General features: G+C 36.1%; 19 protein-coding genes. 15 read left to right on the top strand and 4 right to left on the bottom strand.

What is annotated here, in order from left to right; translation table 11 throughout:
• Positions 1-156: 156 nt before the first annotated feature.
• Positions 157-999 (top strand): YtnP family quorum-quenching lactonase, encoded by an 843-nt coding sequence (locus tag LCM23_RS21895; RefSeq protein WP_224938790.1) that lies wholly within the window; start codon positions 157-159, stop codon positions 997-999.
• Between the two features lie 66 nt (positions 1000-1065).
• Here LCM23_RS21895 and LCM23_RS21890 read toward each other — a convergent pair whose 3' ends face one another.
• Positions 1066-1377, bottom strand: a complete 312-nt coding sequence (locus tag LCM23_RS21890; RefSeq protein ID WP_224938789.1) for a PepSY domain-containing protein — start codon at positions 1375-1377, stop codon at positions 1066-1068.
• 201 nt (positions 1378-1578) lie between these two features.
• On the opposite strand from LCM23_RS21890, the gene LCM23_RS21885 reads away from it, so the two are divergent.
• Positions 1579-2652: a M42 family metallopeptidase gene (locus tag LCM23_RS21885; RefSeq protein ID WP_224938788.1), complete on the top strand. Its 1074-nt coding sequence runs from the start codon at positions 1579-1581 to the stop codon at positions 2650-2652.
• Positions 2653-2764: 112 nt separating this feature from the next.
• A complete protein-coding gene (locus LCM23_RS21880; RefSeq protein WP_224938787.1) occupies positions 2765-3277 on the top strand; it encodes a DUF84 family protein in 513 nt (170 codons plus the stop codon).
• A 138-nt stretch (positions 3278-3415) separates the two neighbouring features.
• On the opposite strand, the gene LCM23_RS21875 is transcribed toward LCM23_RS21880, so the two are convergent.
• On the bottom strand, positions 3416-3862 hold the full coding sequence (locus tag LCM23_RS21875; RefSeq protein ID WP_224938786.1) for a YtoQ family protein: 447 nt from the start codon (positions 3860-3862) through the stop codon (positions 3416-3418).
• Between the two features lie 477 nt (positions 3863-4339).
• Here LCM23_RS21875 and LCM23_RS21870 point away from each other — a divergent pair, with 477 nt between their 5' ends.
• The 7 genes from LCM23_RS21870 (at position 4340) to LCM23_RS21840 (ending at position 12702) form a co-directional block, all read left to right on the top strand.
• Positions 4340-5371, top strand: a complete 1032-nt coding sequence (locus LCM23_RS21870) for a PTS transporter subunit IIC (RefSeq protein ID WP_224938785.1) — start codon at positions 4340-4342, stop codon at positions 5369-5371.
• Positions 5371-5682: a thioredoxin family protein gene (locus LCM23_RS21865; RefSeq protein WP_224938784.1), complete on the top strand. Its 312-nt coding sequence runs from the start codon at positions 5371-5373 to the stop codon at positions 5680-5682. The genes LCM23_RS21870 and LCM23_RS21865 overlap by 1 nt, the downstream gene beginning before the upstream one ends.
• A 352-nt stretch (positions 5683-6034) precedes the next feature.
• Positions 6035-6844 carry a DUF1444 domain-containing protein gene (locus tag LCM23_RS21860; RefSeq protein ID WP_224938783.1) on the top strand — a complete coding sequence of 270 codons (810 nt, stop codon included), beginning with the start codon at positions 6035-6037 and terminating at the stop codon, positions 6842-6844.
• A 163-nt stretch (positions 6845-7007) separates the two neighbouring features.
• Positions 7008-9644, top strand: coding sequence for a DNA translocase FtsK (locus LCM23_RS21855; RefSeq protein WP_224938782.1), 2637 nt, complete (start codon positions 7008-7010; stop codon positions 9642-9644).
• A gap of 29 nt (positions 9645-9673) precedes the next feature.
• Positions 9674-10351 carry a hypothetical protein gene (locus LCM23_RS21850; protein ID WP_224938781.1) on the top strand — a complete coding sequence of 226 codons (678 nt, stop codon included), beginning with the start codon at positions 9674-9676 and terminating at the stop codon, positions 10349-10351.
• A 274-nt stretch (positions 10352-10625) separates the two neighbouring features.
• On the top strand, positions 10626-11921 hold the full coding sequence (gene murC, locus LCM23_RS21845; RefSeq protein WP_224938780.1) for a UDP-N-acetylmuramate--L-alanine ligase: 1296 nt from the start codon (positions 10626-10628) through the stop codon (positions 11919-11921).
• 367 nt (positions 11922-12288) lie between these two features.
• Positions 12289-12702 (top strand): acyl-CoA thioesterase, encoded by a 414-nt coding sequence (locus tag LCM23_RS21840; RefSeq protein WP_224938779.1) that lies wholly within the window; start codon positions 12289-12291, stop codon positions 12700-12702.
• Between the two features lie 146 nt (positions 12703-12848).
• On the opposite strand, the gene LCM23_RS21835 is transcribed toward LCM23_RS21840, so the two are convergent.
• Entirely contained in the window at positions 12849-13964 is a 1116-nt protein-coding gene (locus LCM23_RS21835; protein ID WP_224938778.1) for an aminopeptidase, read from the bottom strand.
• Between the two features lie 317 nt (positions 13965-14281).
• On the opposite strand from LCM23_RS21835, the gene LCM23_RS21830 reads away from it, so the two are divergent.
• From LCM23_RS21830 to ytxJ, 3 genes are all read left to right on the top strand, one after another.
• Entirely contained in the window at positions 14282-14767 is a 486-nt protein-coding gene (locus LCM23_RS21830; RefSeq protein WP_224938777.1) for a DUF948 domain-containing protein, read from the top strand.
• Between the two features lie 23 nt (positions 14768-14790).
• Positions 14791-15273: a YtxH domain-containing protein gene (locus tag LCM23_RS21825; protein WP_224938776.1), complete on the top strand. Its 483-nt coding sequence runs from the start codon at positions 14791-14793 to the stop codon at positions 15271-15273.
• A gap of 129 nt (positions 15274-15402) precedes the next feature.
• A complete protein-coding gene (gene ytxJ, locus LCM23_RS21820) occupies positions 15403-15726 on the top strand; it encodes a bacillithiol system redox-active protein YtxJ (RefSeq protein WP_224938775.1) in 324 nt (107 codons plus the stop codon).
• Positions 15727-15757: 31 nt separating this feature from the next.
• Here the strand turns inward: ytxJ and LCM23_RS21815 are convergent, their stop codons facing one another.
• Positions 15758-17992, bottom strand: a complete 2235-nt coding sequence (locus LCM23_RS21815; protein WP_224938774.1) for a cell division protein FtsA — start codon at positions 17990-17992, stop codon at positions 15758-15760.
• Positions 17993-18231: 239 nt separating this feature from the next.
• Between LCM23_RS21815 and LCM23_RS21810 the strand changes: the two genes are divergently transcribed.
• Positions 18232-19305 carry a bifunctional 3-deoxy-7-phosphoheptulonate synthase/chorismate mutase gene (locus LCM23_RS21810; protein WP_263624394.1) on the top strand — a complete coding sequence of 358 codons (1074 nt, stop codon included), beginning with the start codon at positions 18232-18234 and terminating at the stop codon, positions 19303-19305.
• A 353-nt stretch (positions 19306-19658) separates the two neighbouring features.
• Positions 19659-20657 carry a catabolite control protein A gene (ccpA, locus tag LCM23_RS21805; RefSeq protein ID WP_224938773.1) on the top strand — a complete coding sequence of 333 codons (999 nt, stop codon included), beginning with the start codon at positions 19659-19661 and terminating at the stop codon, positions 20655-20657.
• The last annotated feature ends 56 nt before the right edge of the window (positions 20658-20713 follow it).

The raw sequence follows: 20713 nt of genomic DNA, 5'->3' as shown, positions 1-20713 counted from the left end.
GCTATTTCTCTTCCTTACTTCACAGTTTTTTAGTGACTATACCCAGCGGCTCAACTGAACTTGTTTTTTCTTTTTTTAATGGAAGACTGTTTAATATTAGATTTCTTAATATTGCGTAAATATGATAGACTAATGGTGTGAAAGGGAGGGAAAAGAATGGAGACTTTACAAATAGACGATATAAAATTAACTTGGCTTCGTGGTGGTGTCAATCATCTAGATGGGGGAGCGATGTTTGGTGTCGTTCCGAAGCCATTATGGTCCAAAAAGTATCCTAGTAATGAAAATAACCAAATTGAGCTACGAACAGATCCAATCCTCATACAATGGAATGATCAATTGCTATTAGTTGAAAGCGGTTTAGGGATTGGAAAGTTTACAGATAAACAAAAGCGGAATTACGGTGCATGGGAAGAATCGTTTATTGAGGAAGACTTAAGGCAACTAGGTTTTACAACATCGGATATTGATTATGTTCTTATGACCCATATGCATTTTGATCATGCTTGTGGTTTGACTAAATTAGAAGGAGAATCCTATCATTCTGTATTTCCGAACGCGAAGATTATTTGTTCACAAATCGAATGGGATGAAATGAGAAATCCGAATATTCGCTCACGTAATACATATTGGAAGGAAAATTGGCAGAGTATACAAGAACAAGTAATAACATTTGATAAAGAATGGAGTATGGGACCTGTTCAAATGATTCACACAGGCGGCCATAGTGATGGACATAGCATCATTATCATTGAGGGAAAAGAAGAGTTGCTTATACATATGGCCGATATTATGCCAACACATGCGCATCAAAATGTGCTATGGGTATTGGCGTTTGATGATTATCCGATGGATTCTATCTCTGCAAAACAAAAGTGGATGAAAATTGGATTAGAAAAAGAAGCTTGGTTTAGTTTTTATCATGATGCTTTTTATCGAGCGGTTAAATGGGATCAAGAGGGGAAAGAAATCATCGCAGAAATTAAAAGAGCCAAATAAATAATGAATGCCTGTGCCCATCAACGCATCTGCGTCGATGAGGCTCAGCGCTCATTTAGGAATAAATTAAATAGGATAAGCGTCAATAATGACACCTGTTTTTGCATCGGCAACAAATTCATATTGTTTTACATCTTCACCAGTATATCTGGATATGCCGCCTTTATACACTTCATAATTTAACTCTTCCTTTTGATAAGGTTCTTTTTCCATATGAATCCATGAACCACTTATTTCCCCATTCTCCTTAAAGGCATCTTTCGCATTTTGTAATGCCTTCTCAGGTGACGCTGCTATTTTCTCTGTCATTACTTCGCGCGTAATATATCCTCCAACAAGACCGACTCCTACACCTAAAACAAATGATTTCCAACTCATAATTAAACCTCCATTATTAAAAAGTATCTACATAATCTTTTAGATGTTTTGCTAGTGCTAATTGCTTCACTTTTATCTTAGCAAAGATTTGAATATTTAAAAACTAATTAACTTTCCTAATGGTGGCACCCGTCATAAAAGTTATGTAGAATGGTAATATACATAGGATTCAATATAGTCAAATAATAGGAGTGGGAAATAATGAATGAGAAGACCTTAGAACTATTTAAAACATTAACAGAACTTCCCGGAGCAGCTGGTAACGAACACTTAGTTAGAAATTTTATGAGAGAAGAGCTTAGTAAATATTCAGATGAAATTGTTCAAGATCATTTAGGAAGTATTTTTGGTGTGAAAAAAGGTGCTGAAACAGATCCTACGATTATGGTTGCAGGTCATATGGATGAAGTAGGTTTTATGGTAACTGCTATTACAGATAATGGCATGATCAGATTTCAAACATTAGGTGGCTGGTGGAGCCAGGTATTATTAGCACAAAGGGTGCAGATTATGACTGCTAACGGTCCGGTAATTGGGGTAATTGGTTCTATTCCTCCTCATTTATTAGATGATACGGCAAAAAATAAGCCGATGGATATAAAGAATATGTTGATTGATATCGGGGCTGACAATAAAGAAGATGCAAGAGAAATCGGTATCAAACCAGGACAACAAATTGTTCCTATTTGTCCATTTACACCAATGGCGAATCCGAAGAAGATTTTGGCGAAGGCTTGGGATAATCGCTATGGGTGTGGTCTTGCTATCGAATTGCTTGAGGAGATAAAAGATGAGAAACTACCTATTAATTTATGGTCTGGTGCGACTGTACAAGAAGAAGTAGGCTTAAGAGGTGCAAAAACAGCTGCTAATATGATTAACCCGGATCTTTTCTTTGCGCTTGATGCGAGTCCTGCCAATGATATGACTGGTAAAAAGGACGAGTTCGGACAGTTAGGGAAAGGTACATTATTAAGAATACTTGATCGCTCAATGGTTACACATCGCGGTTTGAGAGAATTTATTCTAGATACGGCTGAAAGTCATCAGATTCCATATCAATACTTTGTTTCTCCTGGCGGAACGGATGCAGGTAGTGTTCACTTAACAAATAATGGTGTCCCAAGTGCAGTTGTTGGTATTTGTTCAAGATACATTCATACGCACGGTTCAATTATCCATATAGATGATTATGCTGCTGCGAAAGAACTACTTGTCACATTGATAAAATCACTTGATCGCACAACAGTTGAAACCATTCGTCAAAACAGTTAGAATTTCAAATAAGTAACATGGGACTTCTTTACAAGAGGTCCTTTTTAAGTTTTGCACTGGCAATGAGTATATCAGGATGATTTTTAATATATTTATTTTAGGAGGGGCTATCATGAAGATCTATATTGGATCGAAAAACCCTACAAAAGTACAGGCCGTTAAAAATATTTTTATTGAAAATAGTGATGTTATTGCTGTTGATGTTGCATCTAATGTAGCTAAACAACCAATGACTGATCAAGAAACGATTCAAGGAGCAATTAACAGGGCGAAGGGAGCCTTATATGAAGGCGATGGAGTCATTGGCATTGGCCTAGAAGGTGGTGTACAGCAAACAGATTATGGTCTATTCTTATGCAATTGGGGTGCACTTGCAGTGGAAGGGCATACGCCAATTGTTGCAGGTGGAGCAAGAATTCTTTTACCAGATTCTATAGCGCAGCGTCTGATTGAAGGTGAGGAACTGGGACCAGTCATGGATGATTTTACGAATAAAAATAATATCCGTAGCCAAGAAGGAGCAATAGGAGTATTTACAGGAAATCAAATCAACCGCGAAGAAATGTTTACCCATCTTGTTAAGCTATTGTATGGTCAATGGCAATATCGCAATAGTGGTGAATAAAGCCTTACGCAATAAATTAACCGGCCCATTTTATTTTAGGGCTGGTTTTTTTATGGGATACATATGGTGTGTTTTATGCAAAAGTCTTTATCAAAAATATACCTACCACATGAATGGTGGCAGGTAGGGAGTAGTCTACTATTTTTCCTCAAAAATATAAGAAAGTACTTTAATGGCCTGATTAACCGTTTCCACTGTAACATTTGCTTTACTTGATAATTCTTTCAGAGGGTGGTGGAGTTCTTCTGGCCGAATGAGGATAAGCGGTTTGTTTTGGTTGATAGCTGCACTTGCATCCATAGCAGTATTCCATTGCTTATACTTTTCGCCAAATAAGGCAATCACTAAATCAGATTTTTTCAATAAAAGCTCAGTGCGTAAATTATTGATATTTGAAGCTGCTTCGTCTTTGAAAATAGCATTAGGCTGCTTACCAAGGATCTCCTCTCCAATGAAGTCACTGCGATCGTGATTCTCCATAGGTCCGAAAAAATGAACCGGTAGCTGTAGTGATTTGACTTTATCCTTCAGTTCTTCACGCCAGTTAGAATGAATTTCCCCAGCTAAATATACATTCAGTTCCATTGTCTTCCTCCTCTACACTTTTACTTATTCTAACATCAAATGGATTGATAGTGAAAATATGTGCACTGCTTATTTTGTTTGATACTGTTAGTGCTAAATGGCCATTTTCTGTTCCCATGCTTCATCCTTTCTAAAAATAATCGTTACCCTTTACAATCGCGTATGTAGATAGTCTATTTCATTTCATTATCAGCAGGCTTGTATGACGGCTATTTCTAATGGTATTAACTATTTCATCAACTGAAGTATGAATATGAGAAGAAGAAGAAAGAATGTGGACAAGTATCTACTGAATGTTTTGGAAGAAAAACAAATGGTCATACCATTCATTGGATTTTTGAATGGTATAAAACTTTAAGGTTGTTTACTCCCTCTATTAACATCTTAATGAAATAAAAAAATAGATATTACATATGTCTTTACATGTGATAAGATAATATGGTGTTAAATGAACATAATGATGGAGGATTTATACTTATGAACGCTTTTCTTAATAAGAAGGGAGTAAAACTGTCTCTAAAAGTATATTTTATAGACGCTATGGGGAGTATGGCTTTAGGATTGTTCTCCACTTTAATTATAGGGTTGATTATTAAGACGATTGGTGAACAATTACAACTAGGCATGATTTCTAATGTAATGATTGAAATGGGTACAATGGCGATGGGGTTAATGGGTCCTGCGATTGGGGTTGCTATTGCGTATAGTTTAAAAGCGCCTCCTCTCGTCTTGTTTGCTTCTTTATTAAGTGGGGCTGCTGGTGCGGTATTAGGTGGACCAGCAGGTAGCTTTGTTGCAGCAATCATCTCTACTGAACTAGGCAAACTAATTAGTAAGGAAACAAAGCTTGATATTATTGTGACACCTTTTGTTGTTGTGTTTTCCGGATATAGTGTAGCGACTTTAATTGGTCCTTTTATAGATCTTGGAATAAAAAATCTTGGTGCATTGATTATGTGGGGGACAGAGCAGCAACCGCTAGTGATGGGAATGATTGTAGCTGTACTAATGGGTCTCGCTTTAACAGCCCCTATATCAGCAGCAGCTATTGCGATGATGCTTGATTTAAATGGTATAGCTGCAGGAGCGGCAACAATTGGTTGTGCTGCTCAAATGGTTGGATTTGCTGTCACGAGTTATAGGGAGAATAAATTTGGTGGCCTTGTTGCACAAGGGCTAGGAACTTCTATGTTGCAGGTGCCAAATATTATGAGAAATCCATTCATACTCATCCCACCCACAATTGCAGGGCTTTTACTTGCGCCAATTGGCATCATTTTTTTTAATATGGAAAGTATTGCTGCTGGTGCGGGGATGGGTACGAGTGGCTTAGTCGGCCAAATAATGACTTTTACAACAATGGGATTTAATCTTACTGTACTATTAAAAGTGATTTTAATACATTTTATTGGACCTGCAATCATTAGCTTGATAATATCAGAATATATGAGAAAAAAAGGCTGGATTAAATTCGGCGATATGAAGCTTGATATGGGAGATGAAAAATAATGAGAAAATTAGCGTCAATGGAAGAATATGAGCAATTAAAGGAAAACGGAAAATATATTTTAATGTTTTCAGCACAGTGGTGCGGGGATTGCCGGTTTATTGAACCGTTTATGCCTGAAGTAGCTGATAAGTATAAAGAGTTTACATTTATTTATGTAGATCGCGATGCGTTCATCGATCTTTGTGTGGAAATTGATATTTTCGGTATTCCGAGCTTTGTAGCTATCGAAAATGGTAAAGAGCTTGGTCGTTTTGTCAGTAAGGATCGTAAAACACAGGATGAAATTGAGCAATTTATTGCAGCGCTTTAAAAATAGATTTGCACGGCTCCTTATAAGGGGCCGTTTTTTATTCTTACAATATGAATTTGGAGATAATCGGTGTTATTTCTTGTTCACACCACGAATTGTATCAATGACAATCTTGTTTGAATGGGCAAATGAATCCAACCTGTAATCAGATAAATGGTATTTTGTTCATTCCTTTATATCTTTTTTCGCTTTTCCCACGAAATAGGCCGGTTGTTTTGATAGGATAGATGATGAAGATATTTGTTCTACATGGATAATAGCCATATCATCCGTTATGAAGCGGGACACTTTTGTTTCTGTGCATTTTAGTGTAAACTAAGTACCGAAATCTTCCCTGTAAGGAGGGATAAGAATGAAGAATAAAATGACAAGTAAGCGTATGAAAGAGGAATTAGAAAAGCGTCTTCATAAAGAGGATCGCCTAATGACTTTCGATAGAGAAAAAGATCAATTACGTATAGAAAATAAACATACTGGCAAAGGGATAACGATAGAATTGCCTGGCATTGTTGCGAGATATCAAGAGCAAAAGGAAAAAGCGATTGATGAGGTTGTTTATTATGTAGAAGAAGGCTTAGAAGCCATGACAGGAGAACAACGTTTTTCCGGTAAAGAAAAAAACATTTTTCCCGTTATTCGCTCAACTTCCTTTCCACTAGAAACAGGTGATGAAGTACCCTTTGTATATGATGAGCATACCGCAGAAACACGAATTTTTTATGCGCTTGACTTAGGGAGCACTTACCGATTAATTGATGAAAAATTGCTTCAAAAAGAAGGCTGGGAAAAAGAGCGAATAAAAGAAGTTGCTCAGTTTAATGTTCGGTCGCTTTCAACAGAAATGAAAATAGATCAAGTAGCTGGCAACGATTTTTATTTCCTCAATAAAAAAGATGGGTATGATGCTAGTCGTATCTTAAACGAGTCTTTTCTCAAAAATATGGCGACAAAGGTCAAAGGAAATATGGCTGTAGCTGTTCCTCATCAAGATGTATTAATTATTGCTGATATTATGAATGAAACAGGATACGATATCTTGGCGCAAATGACAATGAGCTTTTTTGCAAGTGGTCATGTACCAATTACAGCTCTGTCTTTCTTATATGAAGATGGGGAGTTAGAACCAATATTTATTCTAGGCAAGAATAAAAAGAAACAATAACCATGGAAATGGGTCGCTATAGGCGGTCCATTTTTCATTTGTGTGTCATCTTTTTCAATGATATCAAAAACTTATCAAAGATAACTCAGATTATATAATTGCTATCATTCTTAGTAGGTTTACTGATAGAATGTAAGTTAGAACAGAAAAGGAAGTTGATAGAATGAATTGGTTTAAAAGAATAAAAGCCTACTTTAATGGCTATGATGCCGATGAGTTCAAGGAATATAATCCAACGAATACAACTCAAGAAGAGAAACCTACAAATAACACTAATAAAATTCAAGCTAAAGAACCATATGATACACATAGAGAGATAGAAGCAAAAGTAATTTATCAATATCCAAAAGGTGAATTTCGTTTTCCTCTCATCCCAGATGAGACACGGGGAAGAAGAAAGCCAAGAGAACGTGTAAATAAATTAGCAGACGAAAAGCCAAAAGATAGCAAAAATCTTCAAACAAGACAAAGAAGAAATCATTCAACAAAAGAAAATATTGAAAATCAGCAAGAAAATCATCGTCCAATAGAAAAGAAACAAGTAAAAAAAACAGAAATTAAGCTGAATGCTGGGCCATTTAAACCATCAGAAATTCCCTCTCCTATATATGGTTTTGGTCAAAGGAAAAGTCAAATAAAAGAGGAAACGAAACTTGAACAGTATGAAAGAATAGAACCTACTGAATATGATCTTGGTATTGCTCGTGGAAGAAAAGAATCTGCTTCACTTGAAGAACAATACAATCAATTGTCTCTTTACGATGAGCCGGAACAAGTGAATGTGAGGGTGGAAGAAGACCTGATAGTGGCGACTAACAATGAGTCTGAACAAGTGGATGTGAGGGTGGAAGAAGACCCGATAGTGGCGACTAACAATGAGCCGGAACAAGTGAGTGTGAGGGTGGAAGAAGACCCGATAGTGGCGACTAACAATGAGCCGGAACAAGTGAGTGTGAGGGTGGAAGAAGACCCGATAGTGACGACTAACAATGAGCCGGAACAAATGATAACATCCTTTCAGGTCGAAGATGAGCTAACAGTTTCACAAGATCAAACTGCTGTCGCACTTGAAAAATCCATTCCTTATTCGAATCAGTATGAAGAAGTTGAAGAAAAACGGATGTATGAAGATGAGGCACAGGATGAAGGACAAGCAAACATACATAGCATGGAAGAAGCTCACGCCAATGTGGAAGAAGAGATAGAAACTGGAACATCGTCTCATCAATCACAGAAGCGGAGTCATCTGCCCTTTAATGTAATGATGTTGCAATCGGATAAGAAAAAGTTAAATGTCAATGAGACGGCAGCATTTGATCCATCGTCACAAGTAAAAAAAAATGACTTTTATAGAGATGAGGAAATAGAAGAAAATTTGCCTAATTATGTCTTCCCATCTATGAGGTTGTTAGATCCTCCAGTTAATATGGACACAGATGAAGAATGGTTATTAGAACAAGAGGAATTATTAAATGCCACCCTACATCACTTCAATGTCCGAGCTCATGTGATACAAGTAACGAAAGGTCCTGCCGTTACTCGTTTTGAAGTGCAACCAGAGCCGGGAGTGAAAGTAAATAAAATTACAAACCTAGCTGATGATATCAAACTCAGTCTTGCTGCAAGGGATATTAGAATAGAAGCACCTATCCCTGGAAAACATGCGATAGGCATAGAAGTGCCTAACCAAAAGAGTAGACCTGTACAAATTAGCGAAATCATTCATAGTGAAGAGTTTATGCAATCAGAATCACCATTAACTGCTGTATTAGGTCTAGATATTGCTGGTGATCCAATTGTCACAGATTTACGCAAAATGCCCCATGGTTTAATTGCAGGTGCAACAGGATCTGGTAAAAGTGTTTGTATAAATTCTATTCTTATTAGTCTTTTATACAAAGCTGATCCTGAGGAGTTAAAGCTCTTGCTCATTGATCCTAAAATGGTAGAATTAGCACCATACAATCAAATACCACAACTTGTTAGTCCGGTCATAACCGATGTAAAGGCGGCAACAGCCTCACTGAAGTGGGCAGTAGAAGAAATGGAAAGAAGATATGAATTATTTGCTCATTCGGGCGTACGAGATATTAATCGTTTCAATGATTATGCAGAGGCAAATAAGCAATACCATCAAAAACTGCCGTATATTGTCATTGTCATAGATGAATTAGCCGATTTAATGATGATGGCCCCAGCGGATGTTGAGGAAGCCATCTGTCGTATCGCTCAAAAGGCAAGGGCCTGCGGGATTCACTTAATTATTGCGACTCAACGACCGTCAGTTGATGTTATCACGGGTCTCATTAAGGCAAATGTACCAACAAGAATTGCCTTTTCTGTCTCTTCACAAGTGGATTCGCGGACAATAATAGATATTAGTGGTGCTGAAAAGCTTTTGGGTAGAGGAGATATGCTCTTTTTAGAAAACGGTTCATCAAAGCCAGTTCGCTTGCAAGGAACTTTTGTTTCTGATCAAGAAATTGATGATGTCGTAGCACATGTTAGGAAAGAGCAGAAACCACAATATTTATTTGAACAAGATGAGTTATTAAAGAAAGCGAGAGTAACTGAAGAAACAGATGAATTATTCTTTGAAGCATGTTATTTTGTGATTGATCATCAGGCGGCATCCGCTTCTATGTTACAAAGAAGGTTTAAAATTGGTTATAACAGAGCAGCACGCTTAATAGATATGATGGAGGAACAAGGCTTCGTATCTGAAAATCGGGGCAGTAAACCAAGAGATGTCCTCATTACTGAAATGGAACTAAATGAAATTGAACAAAATAGTGAATGATGTTAGAAGAAAGGTAAGGAAGGGTCATGATGGTTGAAAATGATACACCCATCGTTCATTTGCACAAGTTTCGTGATAAAAAGCAACTGCAAGGTGAGGAAGCTAGTTTTCAGTTAATTGAAAAGGTTAAAAGGTACAGTGAACGCCACTTAAATATTCGTGAGATGGTCCGTGCAAAGCATATTTTTAAACTACACCTCCAATTAAAGGAGGAGGATGAAATTCCATCAAGCATGTACCATCTATTTACAGATTGGTTAATTTTTGACTACCAAACCATTCATGGGGTTAGCGTGTTTCAGCTATTTTTACAGAGACAAAGAAATCAGATGCGTGAATATGAAATGATTCAAGCTGCCCTATGTATGGCTGCTGTTATGGAACCATTGTTAATTACAAACTATGATGGAAAGACTATAGTTGGATATGATTTAAATGAGGAAGAACAAGTTGTATCTTTAAATAACGTAGAGCATTCTTCTTTAACTATCGTAAGAGGAACGGTTGTTTTTTTAAGGAGAATTCCTGGTATAAAGAATAATTTCGCTTTTCCCCCTCTCCTACTATGTCAAGATGTTCATCCTTTTAGTGAATTACGTACAAACTATCAAAGAATGGGCAAAAAAGATACATTGAGGACTTTTTTAAAGCACAGAGCATTGGACATTTTACCAGAAAGCCAATATTGGGAAGTGTTGAGCCAATAGTCCTATTCCTTATTACCTAAAAATAAACAACCTTTTTAAGTAGAAAAGGCTGATATACTGTGCTGTAGGTAAGGAAAATTCTCATGCACTATAAGTTGCAAAAAATTATGATGATCGGGACAAGTGATACATAGTTTTTCAAAGGGAATAATGATATAATGTTTAAATGTGAATTAAAAAGAACTATGGAAACTTGAAATAAACGATTATGAGCAAAAATAGATATATGTCATATACTGTTTTACAGATATACGATGGTTGGAGGTTTCTTTATATGACTATTTACCATTTCGTCGGTATTAAAGGGTCAGGGATGAGTGCACTTGCACAAATTCTACATGATATGAATTATAATGTTCAAGGATCAGACGTTGAAAAGCACTTCTTCACACAAGTGGCACTTGAGGAAGCTGGAATAAAAATTTTGCCATTTAATAAAAATAATATACAACCTGGCTTAACAATCATTGCCGGTAATGCATTCCCTGATACACATGAGGAAATAGAAGAAGCGACAAGACTTGGTTTACCAATCATTCGCTATCACAAGTTCCTCGGTGATTTCATGAAGAATTTTACAAGTATCGCTGTTACAGGAGCACATGGTAAAACTTCTACGACTGGGTTGCTTGCACATGTACTTACAGGTGCGAATCCTACTGCTTATCTGATTGGTGATGGTACTGGGAGAGGAAATAAACTGGCCGAATATTTTGCTTTTGAAGCATGTGAATATCGCCGCCACTTCTTGTCATACCATCCGGATTATTGCATCATGACAAATATTGATTTTGATCATCCAGATTATTTTGCAAGTCTTGATGATGTTTTTTCTGCGTTTCAAGAAATGTCATTACAAGTGAAAAAAGGGATTTTCGCTTGTGGTGATGATGAACAATTACAAAAAGTGCAAGCAAAAGTACCTGTTGTTTTTTACGGTTTTGGTGAAGAAAATGACTTTCAAGCAAGAAATGTCATCAAGTCAACAAGCGGTACAACCTTTGATGTATTTGTAAGGAATACCTTCTATAATACGTTCACGATCAAATCATACGGAGATCATAACATCTTAAATGCTTTAAGCGTGATTGCCGTGTGTCATTACGAAGATATTGATGCTTCGATTGTTCAAGAGCAGCTCCTCACATTCGGAGGAGTAAAGAGACGATTTACAGAGAAACAAATTGGTGATCAAGTCATTATCGATGATTACGCTCACCATCCGACTGAAATAAAAGCAACAATTGAAGCAGCGCGTCAAAAATACCCTGATAAAGAAATCATCGGTGTTTTCCAACCGCATACCTTCACAAGGACACAAACATTCTTAGATGATTTTGCTTCAAGTTTAAACTTGGCAGACCAAGTGTATCTATGTGAAATCTTTGGATCCGCTAGGGAAATTCATGGAAAGCTCTCTATTGAAGATTTACAAGCAAAAGTGGATGGTTCTGTTATTTTAAACGAAGACGATACGAATATCTTAAAAGATCACCACGATGGTGTCTTAATCTTTATGGGTGCAGGCGACATTCAAAAATTCCAGAAAGCATACGAAATGCAACTATAAGCGAGTAGTTCCTCATGAGAGTGGGGGACTACTTTTTGTTTCATCAATTCAATTTGTGGTTTAAGTCCATTAGAGAAAAAGGAATTTGCTCGTGCAATTGAAGTGAAATAAGCAAAGATAGCAGATCAAAAGGAATTTGCTCGTGCATCTGAAGTAAAATCGGAAAAGATAGCTGCGCATTTAATGGGCTACACTCACATCAGGCCATCAACACGGCATAGCAATCATTTTTTCTTTAAATATTCCCCTTAATCAATTACTATGAACTAAATAAATTTGAATGATGAAAGTTGATAGTATTCATTTTCTTACTATTTTGATAAAATATAATATAAAAAAATGACGGATAAATTACGGGGGAATGAAGATGCGAAAAAATATATTAAAGGTATGTGTTCAACAAGATGATATTGATCATTTAGGTCACATGAATTATATGAAGTATCTTGTCTATTTAGAGAAGGGTGTATCTAACTGGTATAGAGAAATTGGCATTGGAAAAGAGCAATTAGATCAACAGCATTTAGGAACAGTAATGGTTAACTTTGATGTTACCTATAAAAAAGAGGCACGAGTGAATGAAGAACTCACAATTTTCACAGAATTACGTAATGTAGGTAATAAAAGCTTTTATATTTATCAAGAAATATATAATGAGGATCAAGAGCTATTGACAACATGTAAGAAGACTTTTGTCATGTTTAATACCATTACAAGACAGGGTGTACCTGTTGTTAAGGAAATTACTGAATTAGTACAGAAGGAAAATTACAACAATTAAATCTGAAGAAAAGACGGTTAAGATGATTGTTTGCTTCTGCTATATGCATGAATGATTGTGGCAGTCATTTTTTATGTGGGAATACATAAATAACCACGAACAAAAATTTGTTCGTGGTTCACATGGGAAAATTCCCATTTGTTAGCTTATTTTAAGTTTTCTGGATTGAGTGCTTCTAATTCTGCAATTACAAATTTGCCGTCTTTGCGGATTAATTGATCATCGAAGTAGATTTCTCCACCACCATAATCAGGACGTTGGATATTGACTAAGTCCCAATGGATATTTGATTTGTTCCCATTATATGCTTCGTCATAGCATTGTCCTGGTGTGAAGTGAAAGCTACCGTCAATTTTTTCATCAAAAAGGATATCTTGCATTGGGTGTAGAATATAAGGGTTAACACCAATAGCAAATTCTCCAACAAAGCGAGCACCCTCATCTGTATCGAATATTTTGTTAATACGCTCAGTATCATTAGCAGTGGCCTCAATGATTTTACCATTCTCGAAAGTTAGTCTTACATTTTCGAACGTAAAACCGTTATATGGAGATGGTGTGTTATAAGAAATAACTCCATTCACTGAATCACGCACTGGAGCGGTATAAACTTCACCATCTGGTATATTCATTTGTCCAGAACATTTAATAGCTGGGATATCTTTAATTGAAAAACTTAAATCAGTCCCAGGTCCTGTTAAGCGAACTTTATCTGTTTTATTCATCAATGAAACGAGATTGTCCATGGCTGCATCCATTTTACTGTAGTCTAAATTACATACATCAAAGTAAAAGTCTTCGAATGCTTCCACGCTCATTTTAGCTAATTGAGCCATTGAAGCGTTTGGATAGCGGAGTACGACCCATTTTGTTTTTGGCACGCGAATTTCTCTATGTACCTTCTGACCGATTGTTGATCCGTGAATACGCATTTTTTCATCTGGTACATCTGCTTGTTCGTTAATGTTATTTCCAGAACGTAAACCAATATAAGCATCCATTTGGCTCATGACATTTGCTTCAAATGAAGCCATCATATTATATTGTTCTTCATTTGCGCCGAATAAAAGTGCGCGGTCAACTGTATTATCTTTTATCGTGACAAAAGGGTGACCACCAGCGGCGTAGGCTTCTTTTACAAGAGCAGTTACAAGTTCTTTTTGTAAACCGAAGTTCTCAATGAGAACTTTTTCTCCTTTTTGTAAACCAATTGAATAATTAATTAAGTTCTTAGCTAATTGTTCAATACGAGGATCTTTCATTACATATCCCTCCGAATAAAAAATTGATTACTACCTTCTTATTGTAACCTAAAGTGGGAGGTTTGTTCGAAAATAACTAGAGAAAAAGACAGAATAAATGATTTTCTTAGGATAAAATAGATAAGTAAGGTTCCCGTTAGGTCTAATCGCTTCATTTAAGTAATTGTTTATATTATGATAATATTTACAGATAAAATAAAAAGGATTATTTGGAAAGAGCGTTTATTCTCTCATAATTGGGGAAAAGCAATAATAAATAAAATACTTTGCTCTTTTCTTTGAATCATTCTTATTTTGAAAATACGGAGGTGTGCCTAATGGAAATTATCTTGTATTTGAGTGTAGCGGTTATTGCCATTGCTTTTTTAGTTTTAGTCATCTACCTTGCTAAAACACTCTCATCGCTACAAGTAACGTTAACAAGTGTATCTAAGACATTAGACGGGTTAGAAAAACAGCTTGATGGAGTGACCAAGGAAACGACAGTACTCTTACATAAAACGAATGCATTAGCAGAAGATATTCAAAAGAAATCTGAAAGCTTGAATAATGTTGTTGGTGCCGTAAAAGAAGTAGGGGACTCAGTAAGAACCTTTAATGGTTCTATTCAAAATATATCATCTTCAGTCAGTCAGCAGCTAGAGTCGAATAAAGAAAAAGTTGCACAAGCTATTAGCTGGGGTAATGTCATCTTAGAATTAAGAGAGAAATATAAACAACGTAAGCAAGCACCAGCGCAAACGTATACAGCTGAGGATCCTATCCCAGTTCCTAGCAAGAAAAGAGAAAGAGCAAGGTCATAAATTCAATTTGGAGGATGATAATGATGAGTAACCAAGATCGTCAAGAAAATGAATCAACACAAGTGGCCAAAAATGAAGATAGCATTAATACAAAGGATTTCGTCATCGGAGCACTAATTGGTGGTATTGTAGGTGCTGGTACAGCATTATTACTTGCCCCTAAATCAGGTAAGGAACTAATAAGTGATATTAATACACAAGCTTCTCATTTAAAGGAAAAATCTAGCCATATCGCTGATACTGCTAAAGTAAAAGGTACTGAATGGGTTCAGGTTGCTAAAGAAAAAAGCAATGAAATCGTTCAATCAGCAAAAGAAAAATCTAATGACTTACAACAAACAGTCTCAAAGCAGTCTGCAGATATGAAAGATAAAATTAAGCAAATGACTGCAAAAGATGACGGAGTGGCTGAAGAAAATGCTCCAACATCGGAAGCAGAAGCACAAAAGAGATTAGAAGAAACGAAAGTAGCTTTTGACCAAACAGAGGAAAAAGTAAATCAATAGTATTCAATAAAGCGGTAAAGAGCCCTCTATTCTTTACCGCTTTATTATGATCTCGATTTGTCATAGGTGACTCTTTTTTAGTAAAATAATGTGAGGTATACCATAATTATAATAAGAGAGGTAATTCAAATGGAAAGATTAAATACAAAAGAAGCATTTAACCAAGCATTGCAAGAGAATGAGAAGATGTTATTACTTAAGCACAGTAACACTTGCCCAATCAGCGCAGATGCTTACGAGCAATTTGAAAAATACACAAATGAAAATAGTGATGTGAAAGCTTATTACTTAGTTGTTCAAGAAGATCGCCCATTGTCAAACGAGATAGCAGAAATATTTGAAGTAAAACACGAATCTCCACAAGCTTTTCTTTTTGTTAATAAAGAAGTGTCTTGGCATACATCCCACCGTAAAATTACATATGATAACCTAAATGAGGCTGTACAAGCTTAAGGAAGTTATCTATCCCGAACGATTTATTTGTCTAATATGGACGTGAGTCGTTCGGAACATTATTTAAATTGGTTGAAGGAGTTATGTGTTTTTTCCGCACGAGTGTGTAATTTTTAGTTGACCAGTGAATTTTTAAACTGTCCCCCTCTTGTATTTCCTCCAATAGAGAGGACTTCTTGCCGTTTTTAAATAATGTACATTGAAGTTTACCATGATAAGGAATTTGAACTTGAGCAAATTTAATCACATCATGAAAATAAAACCTTGCTTGTTCTTCTTCCTTTATTATTTCTAGTACATCTCCTGAATGTATAAGTGATTCCTCACCTAATTTCTCTTTTTCTCTGATTATGTGCAAAAGTTGTTTATAAAGCGTAACTTCTTTATTATTAACACTAATCGTCATACTGACCTTGTACTGTAAAGATTTATATTTGATGAATTCTAACAGTGTTAATGGGTGTTGTTCAATAATCTCTAGACGATCTAAATGGTTCACATGACTAGTTAAAGATATCGAATTTCCATTGCAAATGACTTTTCCGTTATGAGGTGGAATGATTGTCTGCTTCCCATTGATGATCAGTTGAAATGGCTTTACGTGCTCTAAAAGATGTGTCAAATCTAATGAATGAAAGATTTCTGTAATTGTCGATGGGATTATATATTCAATATGATCACCGTCCTCGAGTAGCTGTTGAGTGGATGCTGTTACTTGATTCACTTTTATTAAGGGCATAATGGTGTATTTTGCATCATGAATATAAATACTTTTATTCTCGGTTTCTCCGACACAATCAGATACTCTAATAGTCGCTGGCTCTCCGCTCATTCCTCTTACGACACTTATTTCATCATGGGCGTGAATGACATCTTTTAATTTTGCTTTTTTACCGTTCAAATAAATATATGGCGGTTTTCCGTGACTTCCTGGAATGGTCATTTGTTGTTTGTTAACGGTAATTACTTTTGGAGAGCCAATTTTTCCATACCAATTCCTTGTTAGATATTTTGCAGTTAATAAGACATCCTTTACTGTGAGAGTCATGATTTTTAGCAATCGTTCTGTCTCACCATTGATTGTAATAGGAACAAATCTAAGCGGAGTTTCGTTGGCTGCAATTGCGATTGCAAAAGGTGTGACATACATCGGGTGAGAAGCTAGCTCTTCTGGAAATGATAGATGTTTTAAGCTATTTAAAGTTTTAAGCATGACTTGATGTGGCGGCAAATCTAATTGGTCTCTAAGTAATTCTTGAATGCCAGGTGTTAAGCTTCCACCGCCAATTATTAGGAGGGCAAGAGGTGACTTTTTATTATTTAGCTGTTGTATTTTTTTTGAAAGTGAATGAGCAAGTTGTTCGATAAAGGGAAAAAGTCTATTCATTAAGTCTTTTGAGTAGATATGTTGTTGTGTGTTATTTAATGTTTCAAATGTGAAGGATTCATGGTCGACTAAATGCCGTTTGATACGCTCTGCTTCATGGAAATCGGTTAGTGTCAATTGCTGAATGAACTCTGTCACTTCATCACCTGCCTGTGGCACCATCCCATAAGCAGTAATTGTTCCTTCATTAGTAATGGCAATATCAGATGTACCCGCTCCGATATCTAATACAGCTATATTCAAGTGTCGTAAGGATGGAGGAATTAAAGTTTGTACACAAGCAATAGGCTCGAGTGTGAGCCCATCAATCGTTAACCCTGCTCTTTGTACTGTTGCTTCTAGAGAGGTAATAACAAGCTTAGGTAAGAAGGTGGCAATAATTTCTACACTCGCTTGAGCACCTTGTTGGTGTAATAAACTTCCAATAGGCTGTCGGTCAATAAAATAATACAGTGGTGTATAGCCTACAAAGGTATAATCTGTTTGGATTTCTGTTTGATGAGTTTTATTTGTAATAGTAGATTGTGCTTTATGAAGAGCTTGCCATTCTAAGTATTGAATATTATCAGCAGTTAAAGGCGGATAATTTCTTATATCCATACTAGTCATTATGCGTTCGGTTCGTAATGATCGACCAGCTGCAGCAATAAATACTTTCTGAAGGGGACCATGTTTTTTTTCAAAGTATTGTTTAATAACAATAACTGTTTCTGCAACCGATTGGATATTGTGAATTTGTCCATCCATCATTGCCCTATCATCATGTTCCTTTACAAAATAATCAACACAATTATACTCACCTTCTTCAAAAAGAATAAAGAGACCAATGACTGACCTTGTTCCTATATCTAAGACAAAAAATTGTTTCTTCTCACCCAAAAGAATCACATCCTTTTGAATCAATTTGCTTTATTGCTTAAAAGCGTCTAATTAATAAAGATAAAATTAGTGACAGAAGCGTATATTTCATATATAATAACAACAATTATAAAAAATGTATTATAATTATCACCAAAACAAATAAGTGATATCTGAATGAAGCAAGAAAGTATTGTACTCATCTTCGCTTTTTCGGAATTGAGCTTTAATGTAATAACAATTGAGAGGATGGGACTATTATGGGTAAAGAACTAGAGCAATTGCGTAACCGAGTGGATGAAATTAACCTTCAGTTGCTTTCTTTAATTAATGAGAGAGCAGAACTTGTAAAAGAAATCGGAAGGGTAAAGGAAACACAAGGAGTCTATCGTTATGATCCTGTCCGTGAAAGAGCGATGTTGGATCTAATCAAAGAGAATAATAATGGACCTTTTGAGAACTCAACAATTGAGCATATGTTCAAGGAAATTTTTAAAGCTGGTTTAGAATTACAAAAGGATGACCATCGCAAAGCATTATTAGTATCCCGTAAGAAAAAATCTGAAAATACAATTGTTGATATAAATGGAGAGCAGATCGGTAACGGACAGCCACATCTTGTCTTTGGGCCATGTGCAGTAGAATCATATGAGCAAGTGGCATCAGTTGCTGAAGCTGTGAAAGCTAAAGGCTTGAAGTTGTTACGAGGCGGCGCATTTAAGCCTAGAACTTCTCCTTATGATTTCCAAGGTTTGGGTGTTGAAGGCTTGAAGATCTTAAAACGTGTAGCAGATGAATATGGTTTAGCTGTTATTTCAGAAATCGTAAGCCCAAATGATATGGAAACTGCAGTGCAGTACTTAGACGTTATTCAAATTGGAGCTAGAAATATGCAGAACTTTGAATTGCTAAAAGCGGCAGGACAAATCAATAAGCCTGTACTCTTAAAGCGTGGTATGTCTGCAACGATTGAAGAATTCATTAATGCAGCTGAATACATCATGGCACAAGGAAATGGCCAAATTATTCTTTGTGAACGAGGCATAAGAACATATGAAAAAGCAACAAGAAATACGTTAGATATTACGGCTGTTCCAATTTTAAAACAAGAAACACATTTACCAGTTATGGTTGATGTCACTCATTCAACTGGAAGAAAAGATTTATTACTTCCAGCTGCAAAAGCAGCACTTGCAATTGGTGCTGATGGGGTTATGGCAGAAGTACATCCAGATCCTGCAGTGGCGTTATCTGATTCCGCTCAGCAAATGGATTTAAATCAATTTGATCAATTCATGAACGCACTTAAACTTCCTTCACAAATTCAAGTGTAATGGTATAATAAAGCTGATTTAAGGGGAATGGTAACCTTCCCTCTTGAGTCGGCTTTTTTTATATCTTTTTTAAAAAATTTGTAGTAAGCTGGTTGTGGTTTCTAATCTTTATTTTTAAGATTATGTGAGGAATTGAACAATAGGAAAGAACTTTGGGATAACAGTTATGTAGGTTAGATTCTAACTATTTTTTGACTTTTTCATAAATATTTCAGCATGAAGTTGCGAGGGATGAGAAAAGTATCGTATGATTATACATAATTACAATTCTTGCTGAACAAATAAGGTTTGTAGAAGAATGACATACATAAATACATTTTATTAATATAGAAAAAGTAGAAGGAGTGTGTGACATGAATATTACGATTTATGATGTAGCACGCGAAGCAAATGTTTCAATGGCTACTGTTTCAAGGGTTGTCAATGGGAATCCTAATGTCAAACCGACAACAAGAAAAAAAGTATTAGAGGTAATTGAACGTTTAGGCTATCGCCCTAATGCTGTTGCAAGGGGACTTGCTAGTAAAAAAACTACGACAGTAGGGGTGATATTACCCGATGTATCGAGTACTTTTGTCGCGGAATTAGCTAGAGGAATCGAAGATATCGCAACAATGTATAAGTATAATATTATTTTAAGTAACTCAGATCAAAATATGGACAAGGAGTTACATCTATTAAACACGATGTTAGGAAAACAAGTGGACGGGATTGTTTTTATGGGTGGTAATATAGAGGAAGCACATGTGACGGAATTTGAGAAATCTCCTGTACCTATTGTACTTGCTGGTTCTATTGAAAAGTCGCAAACCATCCCTTCTGTTAACATTGATTATGAACAAGCAGCTTATGATGCCACGGAAGCCTTTATTCAAAAAGGTCACGAAAAAATTGCCTTGCTGATTGGCCCTTTAAGAGAACCAATCAATGCAGAGAAAAAATTAGAAGGCTATAAGAGAGCTCTTCAAGACGCGAGTATTCCTTATCATGAAGAATGGGTAATTGAAGGCGACTACACATATGACTCAGGATTGGAAGCATTTGAACGTTTGTTAGAGTTAGATAGCAAGCCAACTGCTATATTTGCTGGTTCAGATGAAATGGCATTAGGCATCGTTCATGGCGCACAAGATAAAGGGTATCACGTACCTCAGGATGTAGAAGTGATTAGCTCTGATAGCACAAGATTAGCTTTAATGGTGAGACCACAACTTACATCTGTTGTACAACCGCTATATGACATAGGTGCAGTTGCAATGAGATTATTGACGAAGTATATGAATAAGGAAGAAGTCACAGATCACACAGTAGTACTTCCGCACCGAATTGAACAGCGTAACTCAACAAAATAATCATCCGACCGATATGAGAAAAAGAGGGAAAGACATGTAAAGTGAGTTTACCGTAT

The organism is Cytobacillus kochii (assembly GCF_020171845.1).
GTDB lineage: Bacteria > Bacillota > Bacilli > Bacillales > Cytobacillaceae > Cytobacillus > Cytobacillus kochii.
This window is presented reverse-complemented; position numbering and strand designations above follow the sequence as displayed.